Genomic DNA, 16429 nt, shown 5'->3' on the forward strand with positions numbered 1-16429 from the left:
AGAGGTGTAAGGACGTGTGCCATCTACTAGTCGTTGATGAATCAGATTTTGCTTTACGGCAGGCGGTCGTTCATTATTATGAAACGAAGGAACCCTTTTATTTACCAGCAGATTTAGAAGCGGGTGAAGAAGTTTTTTTAGCGACAAAAATGGGGATAATCGCTTATGCGGAAACGTTGTTCAGTGAATATACGACACGCCCATCTGATCCTCACTGGCGAGTAGAGGCAGACGGAGTCGAGCGGACATACGCGTGTCTTGATTTAATTAGCGTCGACTTACATCATCCGTTACTTGGCACACCACTTACAGATTTGAAGGTTGAATCGGGGATGGTTCAGGTGAGTGTTCGTCAACGCCTTGTCGAAGCGTGGCAGTACGGGTATTTCGAAACCGACGTTACGACGATTGAGGAAGCGAAGCAACGCAGGCAGGAGAAATTTCATGAGCGGAATCATATCGGTCAGTTAGCGGAAGCTTGCGAACATTGTGGACAAACAAACCAGTCCATTTTAGAGTGGCATCAGGAAAACAATCAGTTCCTGACGCTCTGTCCTTCATGCCATCGTTTAGCCCATCAAAGATCTGATTCCTTAATCGATGTTGCGGCAACCTCAGATGAACCGTAAGAAAGTTGATAGTGACAAGATGTTCACACATCGAATCACTACCAGCTTTTTTTATTGTAAAAAAACGTGTTATAATCAACAATGATAATTGTTATCAATGAAAAATGTATCAGATGGGGGAACCATAATGATTGATTTAGCAACGATTCCAATCAACAAACCCGTTGTTATGACCAACTTAAATAAAATCGAGGATCGATTACGAAGACGCTTACTCGCGCTTGGTTTTTATGAAGGTTGTCCAGTCGTCGTCAAGAGACGGGCGAGCTTTCAAGGTCCTTTGACAATAGAACAAAGAGATCATCATCAAATGATTGCGATTCGGCGCAGCGATGCAAAAAAGATTGAGGTGTATTCACCATGACGCAACGGATTGCTTTACTCGGTAACCCGAACACGGGGAAGACGTCATTATTTAACCGCTTGACCGGATCATATGCCCATGTCGGCAACTGGTCGGGGGTAACGGTTGATAAAAAAATCGGGAAATTACACGGTGGGCGGGGACAGCTAGTCGATTTGCCCGGCGTCTACGATTTGGACCCGCTATCGGCCGATGAAGCGGTCGTCGCCCGTTTTTTAATGGAAGAACAATTCGACGCCATGATTAATATCATCGATGCATCGCAGTTAGAGCGGAACTTGCAATTGACGGCACAGCTGCTTGAGATTGGAAAACCACTTCAAATTGGATTGAATATGATTGACGTCGCGACTAATCGGGGAACACAGATTGATGCGAGGGCACTCGCGACGGCACTTGGGGTAGAAATATTTCCGATTGTCGCTCGGACTGGAGACGGCTGTGATGTCTTATTAACATCACTCAAGACAGAAGCCGTTACTCCACTGCATATTGACTACGGAGAGGCAACGGAACAGGCGATTACAGAAATTATGGAACAAGCAACGCTGCAATTGAACGAACGCTGGATGGCTGTTCAATACTTGGCTGGGAATCGTGTTTTTGTCGAACACCTGGAGCGACGTTCGTCTTCAATTATCGAAATTCGAAAACAACTCGAAGCTCAACTCGGTCGTTTCATTCATGCCCACATTACAGAGTGTCGCCGAAACTGGGCAATCGCGATGCGAGCGAGTGCTGTCGTCGAGGAAAAGACGGATCAAAAAACGTGGACCGACCGGATTGATGCAGTCGTTACGCATCCGATTTTCGGGTTACCAATCTTTTTCGCCGTACTGTATGGATTATTTCATATCACGTTTAATTGGGTCGGCTCTCCGTTATCGGACCTCTTATCGGCCTTCATCGAAGGACCGCTCTCAGCAGGTGTTGTATGGATACTAAGTGCAATCGGGGCATCTGGATTCATTCAAGATTTATTAATTGATGGCGTCATTGCAGGGGTCGGTGGTGTATTAGTGTTTGTCCCGCAAATCTTCGTCTTGTTTTTCTTCATCTCGTTTCTCGAAGATTCAGGGTACATGGCCCGCGTCGCGATCGTCATGGACCGTTTCATGCAAATGGTTGGCTTGAACGGGAAAAGTTTTATTCCGATGATCATCGGCTTCGGCTGTAACGTTCCTGGTATCATGGCAGCACGTTCGGTCGAAGAAGAGCGGGAACGACTGGTGACGATTTTCATCTCACCGTTCATGTCTTGCTCGGCCCGACTGCCGATTTATGCCGTATTCGCCGGTAGCTTTTTTGCGAGTAATCAAGCATTGATTGTCTTATCACTTTATATTTTAGGAATCGTACTTGCGCTGATTGCGGCAAAAGTATTTTCAAAAATCCTAGCGGCCGAAGATGCGACAAGTCTCTTCATGGTCGAACAACCACCATACCGGGTACCGCAATGGTTGACGTTATGGCGGAGTACATGGCAAAAAGGAAAAGGGTTTGTTCGAAAAGCCGGTACGTTCATCTTTGGGGGATCAGTCGTCATTTGGTTGCTCGCTTATACGGGACCAGCTGGATTCGATGTCAATATGAATGATAGTTTTCTCGCGATGATTGGTGGAGTGATTGCAATGCTCCTCGTTCCAATCGGCTTTGGGACATGGCAGGCAGGTGCTGCCTTAATTACCGGATTTTTGGCGAAGGAAGTCGTTGTTTCAACGATGGCAATCATCTATGCCGTCAATGAATCAGAACTCGGTCGTCAGTTGTCAGGGCAGTTCACGCCACTCAGTGCCTATAGTTTCATGGCATTCGTATTACTGTATGTTCCGTGTCTCGCGACCGTCGCCGTCATTCGACGTGAAGTCGGAAGCGCGAAGCTGACGTGGGTTGCAAGTCTCTATGGATTGTTCGTCGCCTATGGTGTCTCCTTCGTCATTTATCAAACAGGGCTACTACTCGGTTTTTCATAAGCTTGGAGGGAATTACATGCATCTTGTCGATATTTTGATTGGATTGATAATCTTTGGATACGCAGGTTATTCTTTAGTTCGTTTTACGAAAAAGGCGAAAAAGGGAAAATGTGCGACGTGTGAAGTAGAACCAACGTGTAAAACAGCTTGTGATGATGTGAACTGGGATCATGTCATCGCCGAAGCATTGAAGAAATAAAAAAACGTTCGTCTCGTCCTAAAAAAGGGATGAGGCGAACGTTTTTTTGTTTCATTAAAACGGCCAACGATCGGCAACGAATAGAAATACTTTCATTCCGAGGAAGACACCAAAAATTCCGACGATTGCGGGGAAGACAGGTGGTGCCGGGATTGGTAATTTAAGAGCGGTAAAGACGACACCACAAATGATGCCGGCAAGTAGTGATAATAAAATTTGTTGTAGCATGAGTTCCAGTCCTTTCTTCATATAAAAAAACGCTTACACTTTCATTATATGAAGATGTCTGACGTTAAACAACATTTATTTTTGAGGTGATTGTGGCTCGAACGAGATTTTATCTTCCTTTCGTTCAATGGCAATCCATTTGTGTTCGAGTGGGTTTTCGAATGATGGTTTTGATTTTAATTTGTCGTTCGTATAATGTTGAATCAAGATTTGCGATTCACATGCTTGTTTACCACGCGTGACGTAAGCGTATTCTCCATCCGCCCCTTGTTCCCGTGCTTTGATATTGTCCGCCAGTGTCATCGCGAGGCAATCCTTCAAATACTCTTTATGATCTTCATCGATGATCGGGAATAAGATTTCAATGCGTTTGCGCATATTTCGTGTCATCCAGTCGGCACTCGAACAGTAAATCAGTTCTTCTCCGTTATGGTGGAAATAAAAGATTCGTGAGTGCTCCAAGTATCGATCGACGACAGACGTGACTCTGATGTTTTCTGAAACACCTTTTATTTGTGGACGGAGACAACAGACGCCACGGACAATCAGTTCGATGCGGACGCCGGCACGTGATGCTTGATAGAGCTTCGTGATGATTTCTTTTTCCGTCAAACTGTTCATCTTCGCGACGATTCGACCGTTGCCATGTTTTTTATGAAATTTGATTTCGTCATCAATCAATGATAAGAATTTTTCAAGCATCGAATTAGGGGACGTGTGGATCGCATTCCATTTCGGCTGTTCCCCGTATCCGGATAACCAGTTGAAGAAGTTTGTCGCATCTTCCGCTAATTGTTCGCGGACGGTCAATAGACCGATGTCGGTATAGAGTTTCGCCGTTGAATCGTTATAATTCCCCGTCCCGAGATGGACGAAGCGTTGAATTCGTCCTTCTTGAAGGCGGACGATCAAGGTGATCTTTGAGTGCGTCTTTAAGTCACTATACCCATAGATGACGTGAGCACCGACTTTTTCAAGTTGTTTTGCCCACTCGATGTTCTTCGCTTCGTCAAACCGGGCTTTCAGCTCGACGAGAACGGTAACCTGTTTCCCATTTTCGACGGCTGTCTTTAAAGCTTTAATGATAGGGGAATCCCCTGAGACACGGTAAAGCGTTTGTTTGATTGCGAGTACGTTCGGATCATTAGCTGCCTGACCAATCAGACGGACGATTGGATCGAACGTATGGTACGGGTGATGTAACAAATAATCGCGTTGTAAAATCTGATCGAATAAGTTTTTCGATTGTTCGAGCGCAGGTGGTTCGACTGGCATGATCGTTTGATAGATCAAGTGGTCGTACTCGACACCGATTTGACTATAAAAGGCGAAAGCGAACGTTAAATCGATTGGACCGTCGACGGCGAAAATATCGCGATCTTGTAAGTCGAGCACGTCGCGCAACATGTTGAGTAGTTCTGTATTGATGGCATTTTTTTGAATCTCGAGACGAATCCCTACCCCCCACCGGCGTTTTTTTAATTCTTTTTCAATCAGTTTTAAAATGTCATGTGTCCCTTCTTCATGAAACGGGAGGTCGGCATTTCGCGTGATGCGAAATGGCATCGCAGACAGGACACGATAACCTTTAAAGAGCGAATCGATGAAAGAGATAATGACATCTTCGAGTAAGATGACGGCCGTCGTCTCTTCATCGTCGACCGGTAAATCGACGAAACGCGGTAAGACGGCAGGGACTTGGACGAGCGCTAAGTTTCGCTTTGAACCATCCTCTGCTTCGAGTGCAGTCGCGATATTGAGCGACTTCGATGATAACATCGGAAAGGGGCGATAGGCATCGACTGCGACCGGCGTCAGTACAGGAAAAACTTGATCACGGAAAAACGCTTTCACATATTCGGACTGAACTTCATTTAATTCCTCGTGCTTTAAAAAGAAAATCGACTCTTTCTTTAAAGCAGTACTAATTTCCTTGAATGCCTCATATTGCTGTTCGACGAGCTCTTTAGTTTTCGCGGCGATTGCGCGCAGTTGCTGCTTCGGCGTCAACTGCTGTTTGTTTTCCGGCTTGTTGAACCCGGCCAGGACCTCATCCTTTAATCCACCGACACGTACCATATAAAATTCGTCCAAGTTGGAGCTGAAAATCCCTAAAAACTTCAATCGTTCCATCAACGGATTTCGTGTATCTAAGACTTCTCCGAGCACACGTTCATTAAACTGGAGCCAACTGATTTCGCGATTATTAAAGTAGTCTGGAGAATCGAATTTCATGAAGTAAGACTTCCTTTCGTTTGCAGTTCAATCGACTGGTCGATGACGCGTTCGAGATGTTTCTTTTGTTTTTCGGCTTTTTCGACTTCAAATCCATAATCATGATCACCCGTATCGAGCGTCAGAAGCAGGGCCTCGTTTTCAATGTGCAGTTCGACACTGTCGACGGCGCGACGCTCCGTTACGTCGAGTGCATCGGCAAGCTTAAGAAGTGATCCAAGTAAATCGAACCGCTCAATTGATTTATCGGAAAACCAATCTTTAAATGGTTTCAAGAGTTGTTGCATCCGTTTGGACGATGAATAAGAGCTGACGAGCGCGAGCGCAAGCCGATCTTTATGCGTCATGCCTTTCAAGTCCGTATTCGTCAATAAATAAAAGGTCTGGTTCGACCGCGTATCTGGATTGATATACTGTCCGCAGTAAAGCAGACGACTCGCTGAATCAAGTAATCGTAAATCGGCGGCGCGTTCCGGAATGATGTCGAGTGAGACGAGTTGACGATATAGTGATTTAGCGAGCGTGCCGAGGTAATTCATCCGATCGCGATTGACTTTATAATCACTTTCGAGTTGAAACAGACTTTCTTCGCGGACGTTTTCAACACGGCGTTGGTTACCTTCGTGTAAGTCGTACTCATAGACGAGTCCTTCGCGCAAACCATAGTTACTCATCACGAATTGGTCGGCCTCGATATGTAACGCGAGTTCGTGAATCGCAATCAGGGCAGGTAGGAAGATATCGACTCGATCTTTTGATAACCCTTCAATTTTCCCAAGGTGTTTTGGTGACTTGTCTTCAAGCTCGTCAACGAGTTTTCCGAGTTCTTTTGTCCGGACTTGATATTGATGGATCCCGTGAAGTGGATAATCGAGAGTCGACTGATGGATGCGGACGAAGTTTCGGGCAGAACCACCAACACCGATCAACGGCAATTTTTTTTCTTTAAGCCAAGGAATTTCAGCGAACTGCTCTTTTAAGAATTTAATCAATTTCTTTTGTTCACTTGAGGTCATCGTCTCACCGGAGATGAACTGGCGTGTCAACGTGACGGCTCCGAACGGAAAACTGTGATAGGCGACCATCTCGCGATTTTCGATCAACGTCACTTCCATCGAACCGCCGCCGATATCGACGGAATAACCATCTGTCAAGAAGGTCGAGTTAATGATGGCGAAATAGCCATAGTAGGCTTCTTGCTCGTCGGATAGGATACGCATCGAAAATGGAGTCGTCTGGTCAACAGTCTCAACGATCTCCTGGCGATTCGTGGCATTTCGAATGGCAGCTGTCGCGACGCAGAACGTCTCTTCGACGTTATGCGTCAAACCGATTTCATGAAACCGTTGGAGTGTGTCAGATAAGATGTCGATTCCCGCTTGATCGAGTGCTCCGTCTTGATCGATATGAGCGGATAGTCGAGCGACCACCTTCACGTTAATTTTTTCGATGTAGCGACCTGAATCGATCGGGTGGAAGATGACGTAACGGATCGAGTTCGATCCGATGTCGATGACTGCTAATTCGTTTTTCAAAGATATCCCGACTCCTTTCACATATAGTAAACTGTTCCCGAAACGATACGGTGAGAAACGGGAGTGTATCTTTCTTTATTGTACCTTGTGACTAACTGAAAAAACGATAACGTTTAAAAAAGTTACATCAGTTGCGTCAGTCAGGGAGCGGGGCTATAATGGAAAAGTTGATAAGACGTAATTATTCCGTTTTAAAAAACGGAAGGAGTGAAGACAAATGAATGAACCGATTATTGAGATTAATCAAGTAACGTACGATTACCCGGATCGCCGTGTATTGAACAATGTGTCATTCACAGTTGAGCAAGGACAATTTCTCGCCATTGTTGGCGAAAATGGATCCGGGAAGTCGACGTTAATTAAATGTATGCTTGGGCTGTTGAACCCGAAAGGATCGATTCGCCTGTTCGGACAAAATCAGTCGAATTTCAATGACTGGTGGCGGATCAGTTATGTCTCGCAAAAGGCGGCTTCGTTTAACTCCGGTTTTCCTGTGACGGTCGCTGAAGTCGTCGAAATGGGGCTGTACGCGAAAAAAGGGTTATTTCGCCGTGTAACGAAACAAGATCGTGAAAAAGTGAAAACGGCGCTTGAGACAGTCGGCATGTGGGAGCGGCGCGACTCGAAGGTCGGTGATTTATCGGGGGGACAACAACAACGCGTCTTTATCGCGCGTGCACTCGTCAATGATCCGGACTTGATGATTCTCGATGAACCGACAGTCGGTGTCGACCAGCGGTATGTCAAAGAATTTTATGAAATTTTAGAAGAACTACGACGTGATAAGAAGCGGACGTTTGTTCTCGTCACCCATGATATTCATTTTGTCAGTAAGCTCGTCACGGACGTCATTCATCTCGTGGACGGACGTCTTGGTTGCAACTGTGGTATTAAGGAATACTGGGAACTTGATGAGCAGACGATTCGTTCGCTTTACCCGGTACCGGGACGCGTGCTTATCCATGAAGGGGAGGGCGTCCAGTGATTGAAGCCTTTATGACATTAAAATTTTTACAGTACGCACTCGTCGCAGCAGTCTTGATTGGGTTTACGGCCCCGTTGATTGGGTCGTTCGTCGTCGTACGCCGGATGAGTCTCATCGCCGATGCCTTGTCTCACGTCACACTTGCTGGAATTGCACTCAGTCTGTTGATTTCAGGAATGGTCGCAAGTTTATCCGGTTTGAACCCTCTTTACTTAGGGATTGTGACGGCCGTCATCGCGGCGTTGACGATTGACTGGTTGCGCGCGAAATATAAACATTTTCAAGAACTTGCGATTCCGATCATCATGGCGACCGGGATGGGACTTGGGGCAATTTTTATCAGCTTGGCGAATGGATTTTCAATGGACTTAGTGTCCTTTTTGTTCGGAACGGTCTCGGCTGTCACATTGACGGATGTCTATACCATTTTAATCGTGACGGGAATCGTTATCTTGTTCGTCATCGCTTTTTATAAGGAATTACTTTTTTTATCCTTTGATGAAGAACAGGCGCGTGTCTCGGGTATTCGTTTACGTCTTGTGCATATCTTATTTATGATTGTCGTAGCGCTCGTCATTGCAATCAGTATGCGCGTCGTCGGCATTTTACTCGTCTCTAGTTTAATCACATTACCCGTCGCAGCGGCGCTTCGTTTTGCAAAAAGTTTCAAGACGACGATTTTGTTTGCGATCATCTTTGGTGAAGTCGCGACGGTCGCCGGGTTGATTCTTGCCTATCAATTCGATTTAGCACCTGGCGGAATGATTGTCATGCTTGCTGTTGCTGAACTCATCATCGTGATGTTAGTGGAACGGTTTTGGATTGGAGGAAAAACGCATGCAGAAACAGATCGAACAAGCGCGTGAACAAATGAAAGCTTCCGGATTTAAAGCAACGCCGAAGCGGCTTGATTTACTGGCGTATCTCTTTGAAGCGAACCGGTATGTCAGTGCTCGAGAAATCGCGGAAGAATTACGGACCTCTCATCCGTCGCTAAGTTACGATACGATTTACCGTAACTTAAACGACTTTGCGGAAATCAATATTTTAGAAACGACGGAACTCGACGGTGAAATGAAATATCGTGCTGCTTGTCAGTCGGGACAACATCATCATCATTTAATTTGTCGCGCTTGTGGAAAGACGCAAACGCTGAACGTGTGCCCGATGGAATTAATGTCACCAATCAAAGCGTCTGGTTTTGAGGTTGAAGATCATAAGTTTGAAATCTATGGTCGGTGTTCCGATTGCCAATCTGTCTGACTCAGAATAACTTCTTCTAGAGGATCATATGAGGATGAAGGGGAACAAGTTGATTTTGAACAAAACAATCAAGAAAAAGGGATTGCCATACTTAAGTGGGCAATCCCTTTTTTGGTTTCAGGATCGACTGCCTTTGTTGCATAGTTCGGTGGAAAACGGGAATAGGACGAACAGAGGTGATTGGAATGATCTATGATGCAAATGAAGCAAGACAAATTGATGAATGGGCACGGACGTCGGGGTTGCCGGTCGAAGTGCTGATGGAACGGGCCGGGCAACATGTCGCGGCCGAGATGAAGCAACGGCATACCAAGACGGACCGAATTTTAATCATTTGTGGGACAGGCAACAATGGAGGGGATGGATACGTCATCGCCCGTGAGCTGATTCGAGACGACTATGACGTGACGGTCCAAGCTCCGCTTGGTCCAACCAAGACGGAGACGGCACGGCTCCATGAAACGTATGCTGAAAAATTTGGTGTCGTCGCAGAGCCACCTTGTGGACAATATGATGTAATTATCGATGCGCTCTTCGGAACAGGGTTTGATCCGAAACGAATCAATGAGGTGACGGAAAAAACCTTTGACTTGGTGAAAGAACAGCGTCAGCAAGGAGCAATCGTTTATGCGATCGATGTACCAAGCGGAGTACCGTCTGATGCGGCAACCGATTTTTCTTTGGAAGCGGTTCAAGCGATGCAGACGTTTTGCCTCCACGCCTATAAACGGTCCGCCTTTTTACTGAAGACCGCACCGTTTTATGGAGATGTCGAGCTCGTCGATATCGGATTACCGAACGCAGCGGAATGGGAACTGTTCGAGGAACCGATCGACAGTTTGTTTGAACGGCAACACGATGGACATAAAGGGACCTATGGCACGGCACTTTTGATTGGCGGAAGCGAGACGATGCCGGGTTCGATTCAACTCGCGGCGCGGGCGGCTTTACGAACCGGTGTCGGAAAGTTACAGGTCGCAACAGTCGATTCAGCAAAAATTGGATTATTAATCAACGCGCCGGAAGCGATGGTGCTCAATCAGACGACGGAAACGATTCAAGCGATGCTTGATCAAGTGACGGCTGTCGGAATCGGACCGGGACTGACTTCGGATAAAGTAGCGGACTGGATTGAACTGGCTTTTACTAAAGATATTCCCGTTGTCCTCGATGCGGCGGCACTGATTCACGAAGAGTATCCAGAACGGCGAGCCCCAATCGTTGTAACCCCACATATCGGTGAGTTTGCCCGAATGACGAACAAAGCGGTCGCAGACATTCAAGATGATTTATTTGGAGCAGCGTCGGACTATGCGATGCTCCATCAAGTGACGGTTGTTTTGAAATCGCATGTCATTTTGGTCGCTAAACCGGACGGGGGAGGATACGTCATTTCCGGGGCATCGAGTGGACTTGCAAAAGGCGGCAGCGGCGATACGCTATTTGGCTTGATAACCAGTCTGCTCGCCCAACGTGACTACCACGATCAAGGATCGGTTGAGCATTTAATCGCCATGGGAGTCGCTTGGTATGCACGGGCTTCTAAGCGGATCGAACAACGCATCCATCCAAGTAGTATCGTTGCGACGGATTTGATTGATGAATTGGCACGACGAACCTAACCTTTTCTTAGCGTAGACAAAGTAATAGCGGGAGATAAAAGCGTCTATCTTTTTTGTTGCGTTCCTCGAGCGAGGTGGACAAAAACGTACTTTTCCCATAGGAGTCAACGAAAACGAAGCCTTTCAAACTGTGACGCAGTGAAAGACAAGTCATGCAAAGATTTAGAGCGCGTACCGTCTGAATCGATTCCAAAGCGGAATGTTGCCGCTTTGAATACGAGTCAAGACAGGGAAGCGCGACATGCCTTCATACCCATCCGACTCCTCAAGTTTGTTTACACCCTAAAATCACTTCGAAAAAGAAGTGATTTTTTTATTGACCCGTGACTGTATTACAAGTATCATACAGTCATAAGGTGTATTAGTGTTTTAATACAGTATAACGATGGAGGTGGCAACATGCCGATGCAATTCGATCAACGGAGTCCTGTCTACCTACAAGTCATCCGGTGGTTTAAAGAACGAATCGCGACGGAAGAGTTGAAACGTGGTCAGGAGATTCCTTCACGACGCGAAATCGCTGCTCAACTAGGAATCAATCCGAACACCGCTCAAAAAGCATATAAGGAAATGGAGGAACAACACTTGATTACGACTGAACGAAATGTCCCGAGTAAAATTACGATGGATCCGGAAGTTGTCTCGAAGGTCCGGGCGGAATTGTTAAATGAAGCAGTCGAACAGTTTGTGCATTCAATCCAGGCGATTCAAGTCCCGCTTGATGAAGTCGTCATGAAAATCGAACACCTATACGAAACGAAAGAACGGGGGAAAATCGATGCCTGAGGTACATGGTCTAAAAAAACGCTTTGGACGAAAACGTCCCGTTTTGAACGGTGTATCGTTTTCTGTCAAACCGGATACGTTAACGTGTTTAATCGGTTTAAACGGGGAAGGGAAATCGACGATTCTTAAAGGCATCGTCGGTCTGATTCCGATGGACGCCGGCAGTATCATCGTCGACGGGACGACGTCGCGCGAAAAAATCGCTTTTGTGCCGGACGTCCAGACGATGCCGAGCTATATGACCATCGGGGATGCGCTTACATACATGAACGATTATTATCCGGACTGGAACGAGCAGACGGCAGATGAATTGATGGCGACGTTCAAACTGCTGTCGACGGATAAAATTAATGAGCTCTCAAAAGGAAATCAGGCAAAGGTCAATTTATTACTCGGTTTTGCCCTCGATCGGCCGTATCTGTTGCTGGACGAACCGTTTGCCGGGATTGATTTGTTTACGAAAGAACAGATTGCCTGGATTTTTTCGAGTCATTATATGGAAGGGCGCGGCATCTTGATGACGACGCATGAAATCGTCGAAGTCGAGCATTTGATTGACCGTGTGATTTTTTTACAGGACGGACAAATCATTGATGAACACGATACGGAAGAAATGCGGGAAATTCACGGGAAATCCGTCCAAGACCGGATGCGGGAGGTGTATCAGCGATGAAAAAGTATTTGATGTTAACGAATGAAGAAATCAAACGGAGCAGTAAATTGTATTTAATCGTAGTCGGTGCATTAATCGTGCTTGAACTACTGTCAGTCGTCGTCAAGACGATGTTATACGAACGAAGCATCGAGACGTTCATGCGGATGAACCAAGCCTCCGAACTCGAAGCGGTCAATTCGTATGGAAAATTTTCTTTTGCGGCAGCGACCTCGATTTTTGATTACATCATGATGATTGGTGTCGCATATATCTTAGTACTCGCCTTGCAAATTTGGTACCGTGAATGGATTGGGGAATCAAAACATATCTATCGACTCTTACTTTTACCGGGCAGTCGGGTGTCAATCTACTTTGCGAAGCTGACGACGGTCCTGCTCGTGACGGTGAGTTTAATCGGTTTGCAGTGGCTGACGGTTATCGCAAGTTACGGTCTGTTTGATTGGTTGTTACCAGAATCACATAAATTACCAACCGGTCTTATTAAAGATGGGAGTCTGTTGCAAGTGTTTTATTCGATGAATATCGAGGATGTCTTCATCTTATTGATGATGTCCTGTGCCGTCATCAATCTGTTGTTTTTCATCGTCCTGATTGAGCGGTCGTTCCGAAAATCACGGGCGATGATCCAGCTGATAGCCGAAGCGATGATTTTAATCCTGCCATTCGGACTCGTGATGTATATCACAGAAGGTCCACTGTCCGGTTTATTGTTAAGAGTAGAATACGTGACGTTGTATCTTGTCTTATTATCAATCGGCTTCTTTTATGTCGGCTTTAGAAGCATTCGCTTAGTCCAAAACAAACTATCCGTTTAAGGGGGGAACATGATGCGACGCTTTCAATACTTAGTAATGTTACTCGTTATATGTCTAGTGAGTTTGACGAGTTATTACGGTTACACGGCAACAATTCAAACGGCAGACTACACTGTCGAGCACATAACAGGAGACGTAAAGGGAACGAACCTTGCGAAACTGCATCTGATTCTGCAGTCGACAGCGAAAGGTAAAAACGTCTATTCCGATGTATCGTTAGATGGGACAGTCAAAAAAAATGGCGACAATTATCTTGAAGGAATATTTGGGAACAGAGAGTTTAACCCGATTCTAAAAACAGACGCCAAGGATTTTTTACGGGCGGATGAAACGCTCAGTGAAGATGACGACTACCTGTACGGGATCCGTACGGCTGAACAAGAACTGGAATTAAAGATGTGGGATAAACAGACGAAACGGCTGACGGAAATGACGCTCCCGTTTCCGTCTACCGTCAAGACAGGGTATGGCACAGGCAGCGTACGCGTCATCGACCGGATGGACAAGACACTTTATATCCAAGTCGATGCGTACAGAAAAAATCACGAGACCAATCAATTGATGCAAGTGGACTATCAACAGAAAAAAATCAAGCCAATCCGACTCGCTTCACCGGCAATCAAAAAGAACGAATTCAGAAACTACTTAACGGCCGGGCCGGATCGCGTCATCTATGTGCAACAATTCATTGATGAAAATAACGATTCGGAAATTCAGGAAACGTATCTTGAAGATGACGGGAAACACGTCCGACCAATCGAGAAGTTAAATAAAACGAATCAATCCTTCGTTGCGATGGGCAACGGCGAACGATTGATCGCTTATAATGAAAATGAAGAAACAAACGAACTGCAATGGACCGTCTATGACACTGCAACGAAGCAAGTGACAAAGGATGCAATCAGGCTTGAAGCGGCGGAGAAAAAGATGGAATCGATTAACGAAGCATTTGCAGACAACCAGTTTTATTTCGTCTCCAAGATGAACGCGTCTGATTATCAAATTCGTGTCGTCGATATCTTGTCAGGGGACGTCATCTATGTCGGACAGATTCGCGATAAAAATCAAGTGAAGTCAAGCGCCATCATCACCAGCTTTTTTGGATATTAAATCAAATCAGACATGTTCAGCTGTGTAAAAACAGAAGAACATGTCTTTTTAAGTAAAAAATTGACACATAACGTAAGACAGGAGTATCATCAAGCGATGTCGAATAAAAAAATGACTACCTCAATGACAATCGGAAATGAAAGGAGGAGACGTATGCCGCTTAGCACGACGACTGATACCACTATCGCACAACAACACTGGATGGGAAATTTTGCGTTGTTCATGATGACAGCAGGAGCTTTGATTTTTTTAGGGACGACGGATGATGTATTACAAAATGCGTATCTTAATCGATCAACGATCATCATACTGCTTTTAGTGATCGGGATAACGACGTTTATCATTAGTCGAAGTCATATCGCGTCAAAATATCAATCGCATCTCCTCTCCATCATGTTACTGATTGTGCCGATCATCTCGATTAATTTGTTACCATATGCTGCCGTCACAGCTTGGGCAAGTTGTTTTTTATTTTTAATGATTGCCTTGATCTCGTACAACCGGATTGTGATGTGGTATACGATTGTCGTCGTACTAGCGACGAATCTGTTTATCATGTTCAATACAACGACGACTCTGGTGGAAATCGACTCTTCAGATCATGTCGCACGGCTCGGGATGGTTACGATTGGAATTTGCATTGCGCTAATCATCAATCATTTACATATACGAAATTTAAGTCAATTGCACTCGCTTGCTAATCAACTTGATGAGGCCGCAAAACGTGATCCGCAAACAGAATTATTGAATATGCGTGGATTAGAAGATTTTTTTGATGATGCTAACCGTCAACATTTACTGCTCATCGGTATTCACCTTGAGAATTATTATGAATTGGCACGCTATTTTGGAGAAGACATACAAGCTCGTGTCTTGTTTGAATGTATCGAACGACTCCAATCATTACTTCCACCTTACTTAGCACTTGTGCGGATTGAAGGAGGGACGCTTGCTGTCGTCATGGAAAAACCTGAAGGTGTTTCCTGTCATGATGAGATGGAGTTACTTAGTCAAAAAATGTCTGCGCCCTATCAGATCGACCTCCATCAAATTTATGTCAATCTGTATATCGTAATTGATGACGGCGATACGTTGCAAAAAAGTTGGATGAAACGAGTTCAACAAGTGAATTCTGCGCTACAAGAATCCGTTCAAAATGATAAAAAAGTCATGTGTATCGATCAAACATGGCGCTGTGAACAAACATTACGTGTCGAAGCTGCGCGCGCCTTATCACTTGCTGAAGTCAATCGAGATTTTTATTTAGTCTATCAGCTACAGTACGATTCGAATCAACAGACCTTTGTTGGACTTGAAGCACTCGTTCGCTGGAAAACGGAGTTGTCTAAAGCGAATCAACCATCCGTCTTCATCCCGATTGCTGAAAAAAGTGACTTAATCATTCGTCTAGGCGAATGGATTTTTGAAGAAGGCTGTAAGACAAGAAAACGATTGATCGGTCTTGTGCCAGAGAATTTTACGGTATCAGTGAATGTGTCACCACGCCAATTGACGAACGAATCGTTCATGCCCTTTATTGAACGGATGCTACTTAAGTATTCGCTTAAACCGCAACAAATCAAAATCGAGATTACGGAAAGTCAGTCGCTCGATTTTGAGAGCCAGCCGATTCTTCGGGCATTACGGCGGATAAAAACACTTGATTTTCCAGTGTCGTTAGATGACTTTGGAACAGGTCATGCCTCTTACCATGTATTGGAACGGTTGTTACCTTTGCGCCAATTAAAAATACCGAAACAGTTCATTGAACAAATTGAAGAATCAGCAAAACGCCAGTCCATCCTTGAATCGATTTTCCAATTGACACGTTCGATGAATGTCGAGTGTATCGTCGAAGGGGTAGAGACAGGAGAAGAAGTTCAAATTGCGAAAGATATTGGGATTCATCTTTTTCAAGGTTACTTTTTTGCAAAACCAGTTTCGCTAACAGATATCATTCTTTTATTAGAAAGCAAAAATAAGGAAGCGATGGATTAAGTCCATGCTTC

Annotated in this window: 16 protein-coding genes; 13 read left to right on the top strand and 3 right to left on the bottom strand. The window is 45.2% G+C overall.

The window, feature by feature from the left end; genetic code table 11:
* Nucleotides 1-14 precede the first annotated feature (14 nt).
* From KNQ02_RS05905 to KNQ02_RS05920, 4 genes are all read left to right on the top strand, one after another.
* Nucleotides 15-629, top strand: coding sequence for a hypothetical protein (locus tag KNQ02_RS05905; protein ID WP_214769911.1), 615 nt, complete (start codon nucleotides 15-17; stop codon nucleotides 627-629).
* Between the two features lie 127 nt (nucleotides 630-756).
* Entirely contained in the window at nucleotides 757-993 is a 237-nt protein-coding gene (locus tag KNQ02_RS05910) for a FeoA family protein (RefSeq protein WP_029332956.1), read from the top strand.
* Nucleotides 990-2966, top strand: a complete 1977-nt coding sequence (feoB, locus tag KNQ02_RS05915; protein WP_088836567.1) for a ferrous iron transport protein B — start codon at nucleotides 990-992, stop codon at nucleotides 2964-2966. Before KNQ02_RS05910 ends, feoB begins: the two co-directional genes overlap by 4 nt.
* Nucleotides 2967-2982: 16 nt before the next feature.
* The gene (locus tag KNQ02_RS05920) at nucleotides 2983-3165 is read left to right on the top strand and encodes a FeoB-associated Cys-rich membrane protein (RefSeq protein ID WP_088836568.1); all 183 of its coding nucleotides are present in this window, start codon (nucleotides 2983-2985) and stop codon (nucleotides 3163-3165) included.
* Nucleotides 3166-3219: 54 nt separating this feature from the next.
* Here KNQ02_RS05920 and KNQ02_RS05925 read toward each other — a convergent pair whose 3' ends face one another.
* From KNQ02_RS05925 to KNQ02_RS05935, 3 genes are all read right to left on the bottom strand, one after another.
* Nucleotides 3220-3393 (bottom strand): XapX domain-containing protein, encoded by a 174-nt coding sequence (locus KNQ02_RS05925; protein ID WP_014969827.1) that lies wholly within the window; start codon nucleotides 3391-3393, stop codon nucleotides 3220-3222.
* A 75-nt stretch (nucleotides 3394-3468) separates the two neighbouring features.
* Nucleotides 3469-5628, bottom strand: a complete 2160-nt coding sequence (locus tag KNQ02_RS05930) for an RNA degradosome polyphosphate kinase (RefSeq protein ID WP_088836569.1) — start codon at nucleotides 5626-5628, stop codon at nucleotides 3469-3471.
* Nucleotides 5625-7163: a Ppx/GppA phosphatase family protein gene (locus KNQ02_RS05935; RefSeq protein WP_214765414.1), complete on the bottom strand. Its 1539-nt coding sequence runs from the start codon at nucleotides 7161-7163 to the stop codon at nucleotides 5625-5627. Before KNQ02_RS05935 ends, KNQ02_RS05930 begins: the two co-directional genes overlap by 4 nt.
* Nucleotides 7164-7380: 217 nt before the next feature.
* Between KNQ02_RS05935 and KNQ02_RS05940 the strand changes: the two genes are divergently transcribed.
* The 9 genes from KNQ02_RS05940 (at nucleotide 7381) to KNQ02_RS05980 (ending at nucleotide 16418) form a co-directional block, all read left to right on the top strand.
* Nucleotides 7381-8148 (top strand): metal ABC transporter ATP-binding protein, encoded by a 768-nt coding sequence (locus KNQ02_RS05940; protein WP_088836571.1) that lies wholly within the window; start codon nucleotides 7381-7383, stop codon nucleotides 8146-8148.
* Nucleotides 8145-9014: a metal ABC transporter permease gene (locus KNQ02_RS05945; RefSeq protein ID WP_029332962.1), complete on the top strand. Its 870-nt coding sequence runs from the start codon at nucleotides 8145-8147 to the stop codon at nucleotides 9012-9014. Before KNQ02_RS05940 ends, KNQ02_RS05945 begins: the two co-directional genes overlap by 4 nt.
* Nucleotides 8986-9411 carry a Fur family transcriptional regulator gene (locus KNQ02_RS05950; RefSeq protein ID WP_214807490.1) on the top strand — a complete coding sequence of 142 codons (426 nt, stop codon included), beginning with the start codon at nucleotides 8986-8988 and terminating at the stop codon, nucleotides 9409-9411. Before KNQ02_RS05945 ends, KNQ02_RS05950 begins: the two co-directional genes overlap by 29 nt.
* Before the next feature lie 185 nt (nucleotides 9412-9596).
* Entirely contained in the window at nucleotides 9597-11033 is a 1437-nt protein-coding gene (locus KNQ02_RS05955; protein ID WP_214808298.1) for an NAD(P)H-hydrate dehydratase, read from the top strand.
* A gap of 399 nt (nucleotides 11034-11432) precedes the next feature.
* Nucleotides 11433-11819 carry a GntR family transcriptional regulator gene (locus KNQ02_RS05960; protein ID WP_088836572.1) on the top strand — a complete coding sequence of 129 codons (387 nt, stop codon included), beginning with the start codon at nucleotides 11433-11435 and terminating at the stop codon, nucleotides 11817-11819.
* On the top strand, nucleotides 11812-12492 hold the full coding sequence (locus KNQ02_RS05965; protein ID WP_214807493.1) for an ATP-binding cassette domain-containing protein: 681 nt from the start codon (nucleotides 11812-11814) through the stop codon (nucleotides 12490-12492). Before KNQ02_RS05960 ends, KNQ02_RS05965 begins: the two co-directional genes overlap by 8 nt.
* Nucleotides 12489-13310 carry an ABC transporter permease gene (locus tag KNQ02_RS05970; RefSeq protein WP_214765411.1) on the top strand — a complete coding sequence of 274 codons (822 nt, stop codon included), beginning with the start codon at nucleotides 12489-12491 and terminating at the stop codon, nucleotides 13308-13310. Before KNQ02_RS05965 ends, KNQ02_RS05970 begins: the two co-directional genes overlap by 4 nt.
* Nucleotides 13311-13322: 12 nt before the next feature.
* Nucleotides 13323-14420 (top strand): hypothetical protein, encoded by a 1098-nt coding sequence (locus KNQ02_RS05975; RefSeq protein WP_214765409.1) that lies wholly within the window; start codon nucleotides 13323-13325, stop codon nucleotides 14418-14420.
* A 153-nt stretch (nucleotides 14421-14573) separates the two neighbouring features.
* Nucleotides 14574-16418, top strand: a complete 1845-nt coding sequence (locus KNQ02_RS05980) for an EAL domain-containing protein (RefSeq protein WP_162288267.1) — start codon at nucleotides 14574-14576, stop codon at nucleotides 16416-16418.
* Nucleotides 16419-16429 lie beyond the last annotated feature (11 nt).

Origin of the sequence: Exiguobacterium sp. s102, from assembly GCF_018618635.1 — a bacterium.
In the GTDB taxonomy this organism is placed as follows: Bacteria; Bacillota; Bacilli; order Exiguobacteriales; family Exiguobacteriaceae; genus Exiguobacterium_A; species Exiguobacterium_A oxidotolerans.

What these genes read in the sequence shown, in the direction of transcription:
- KNQ02_RS05970 (WP_214765411.1), top strand. Translation starts at nt 12,489, where the DNA reads ATGAAAAAGTATTTGATGTTAACGAATGAAGAAATCAAACGGAGCAGT.
- KNQ02_RS05965 (WP_214807493.1), top strand. Translation starts at nt 11,812, where the DNA reads ATGCCTGAGGTACATGGTCTAAAAAAACGCTTTGGACGAAAACGTCCC.
- KNQ02_RS05950 (WP_214807490.1), top strand. Translation starts at nt 8,986, where the DNA reads ATGCAGAAACAGATCGAACAAGCGCGTGAACAAATGAAAGCTTCCGGA.
- KNQ02_RS05910 (WP_029332956.1), top strand. Translation starts at nt 757, where the DNA reads ATGATTGATTTAGCAACGATTCCAATCAACAAACCCGTTGTTATGACC.
- KNQ02_RS05980 (WP_162288267.1), top strand. Translation starts at nt 14,574, where the DNA reads ATGCCGCTTAGCACGACGACTGATACCACTATCGCACAACAACACTGG.
- KNQ02_RS05955 (WP_214808298.1), top strand. Translation starts at nt 9,597, where the DNA reads ATGATCTATGATGCAAATGAAGCAAGACAAATTGATGAATGGGCACGG.
- KNQ02_RS05940 (WP_088836571.1), top strand. Translation starts at nt 7,381, where the DNA reads ATGAATGAACCGATTATTGAGATTAATCAAGTAACGTACGATTACCCG.
- KNQ02_RS05925 (WP_014969827.1), bottom strand. Translation starts at nt 3,393, where the DNA reads ATGCTACAACAAATTTTATTATCACTACTTGCCGGCATCATTTGTGGT.
- KNQ02_RS05930 (WP_088836569.1), bottom strand. Translation starts at nt 5,628, where the DNA reads ATGAAATTCGATTCTCCAGACTACTTTAATAATCGCGAAATCAGTTGG.
- KNQ02_RS05960 (WP_088836572.1), top strand. Translation starts at nt 11,433, where the DNA reads ATGCCGATGCAATTCGATCAACGGAGTCCTGTCTACCTACAAGTCATC.
- KNQ02_RS05975 (WP_214765409.1), top strand. Translation starts at nt 13,323, where the DNA reads ATGCGACGCTTTCAATACTTAGTAATGTTACTCGTTATATGTCTAGTG.
- feoB (WP_088836567.1), top strand. Translation starts at nt 990, where the DNA reads ATGACGCAACGGATTGCTTTACTCGGTAACCCGAACACGGGGAAGACG.
- KNQ02_RS05920 (WP_088836568.1), top strand. Translation starts at nt 2,983, where the DNA reads ATGCATCTTGTCGATATTTTGATTGGATTGATAATCTTTGGATACGCA.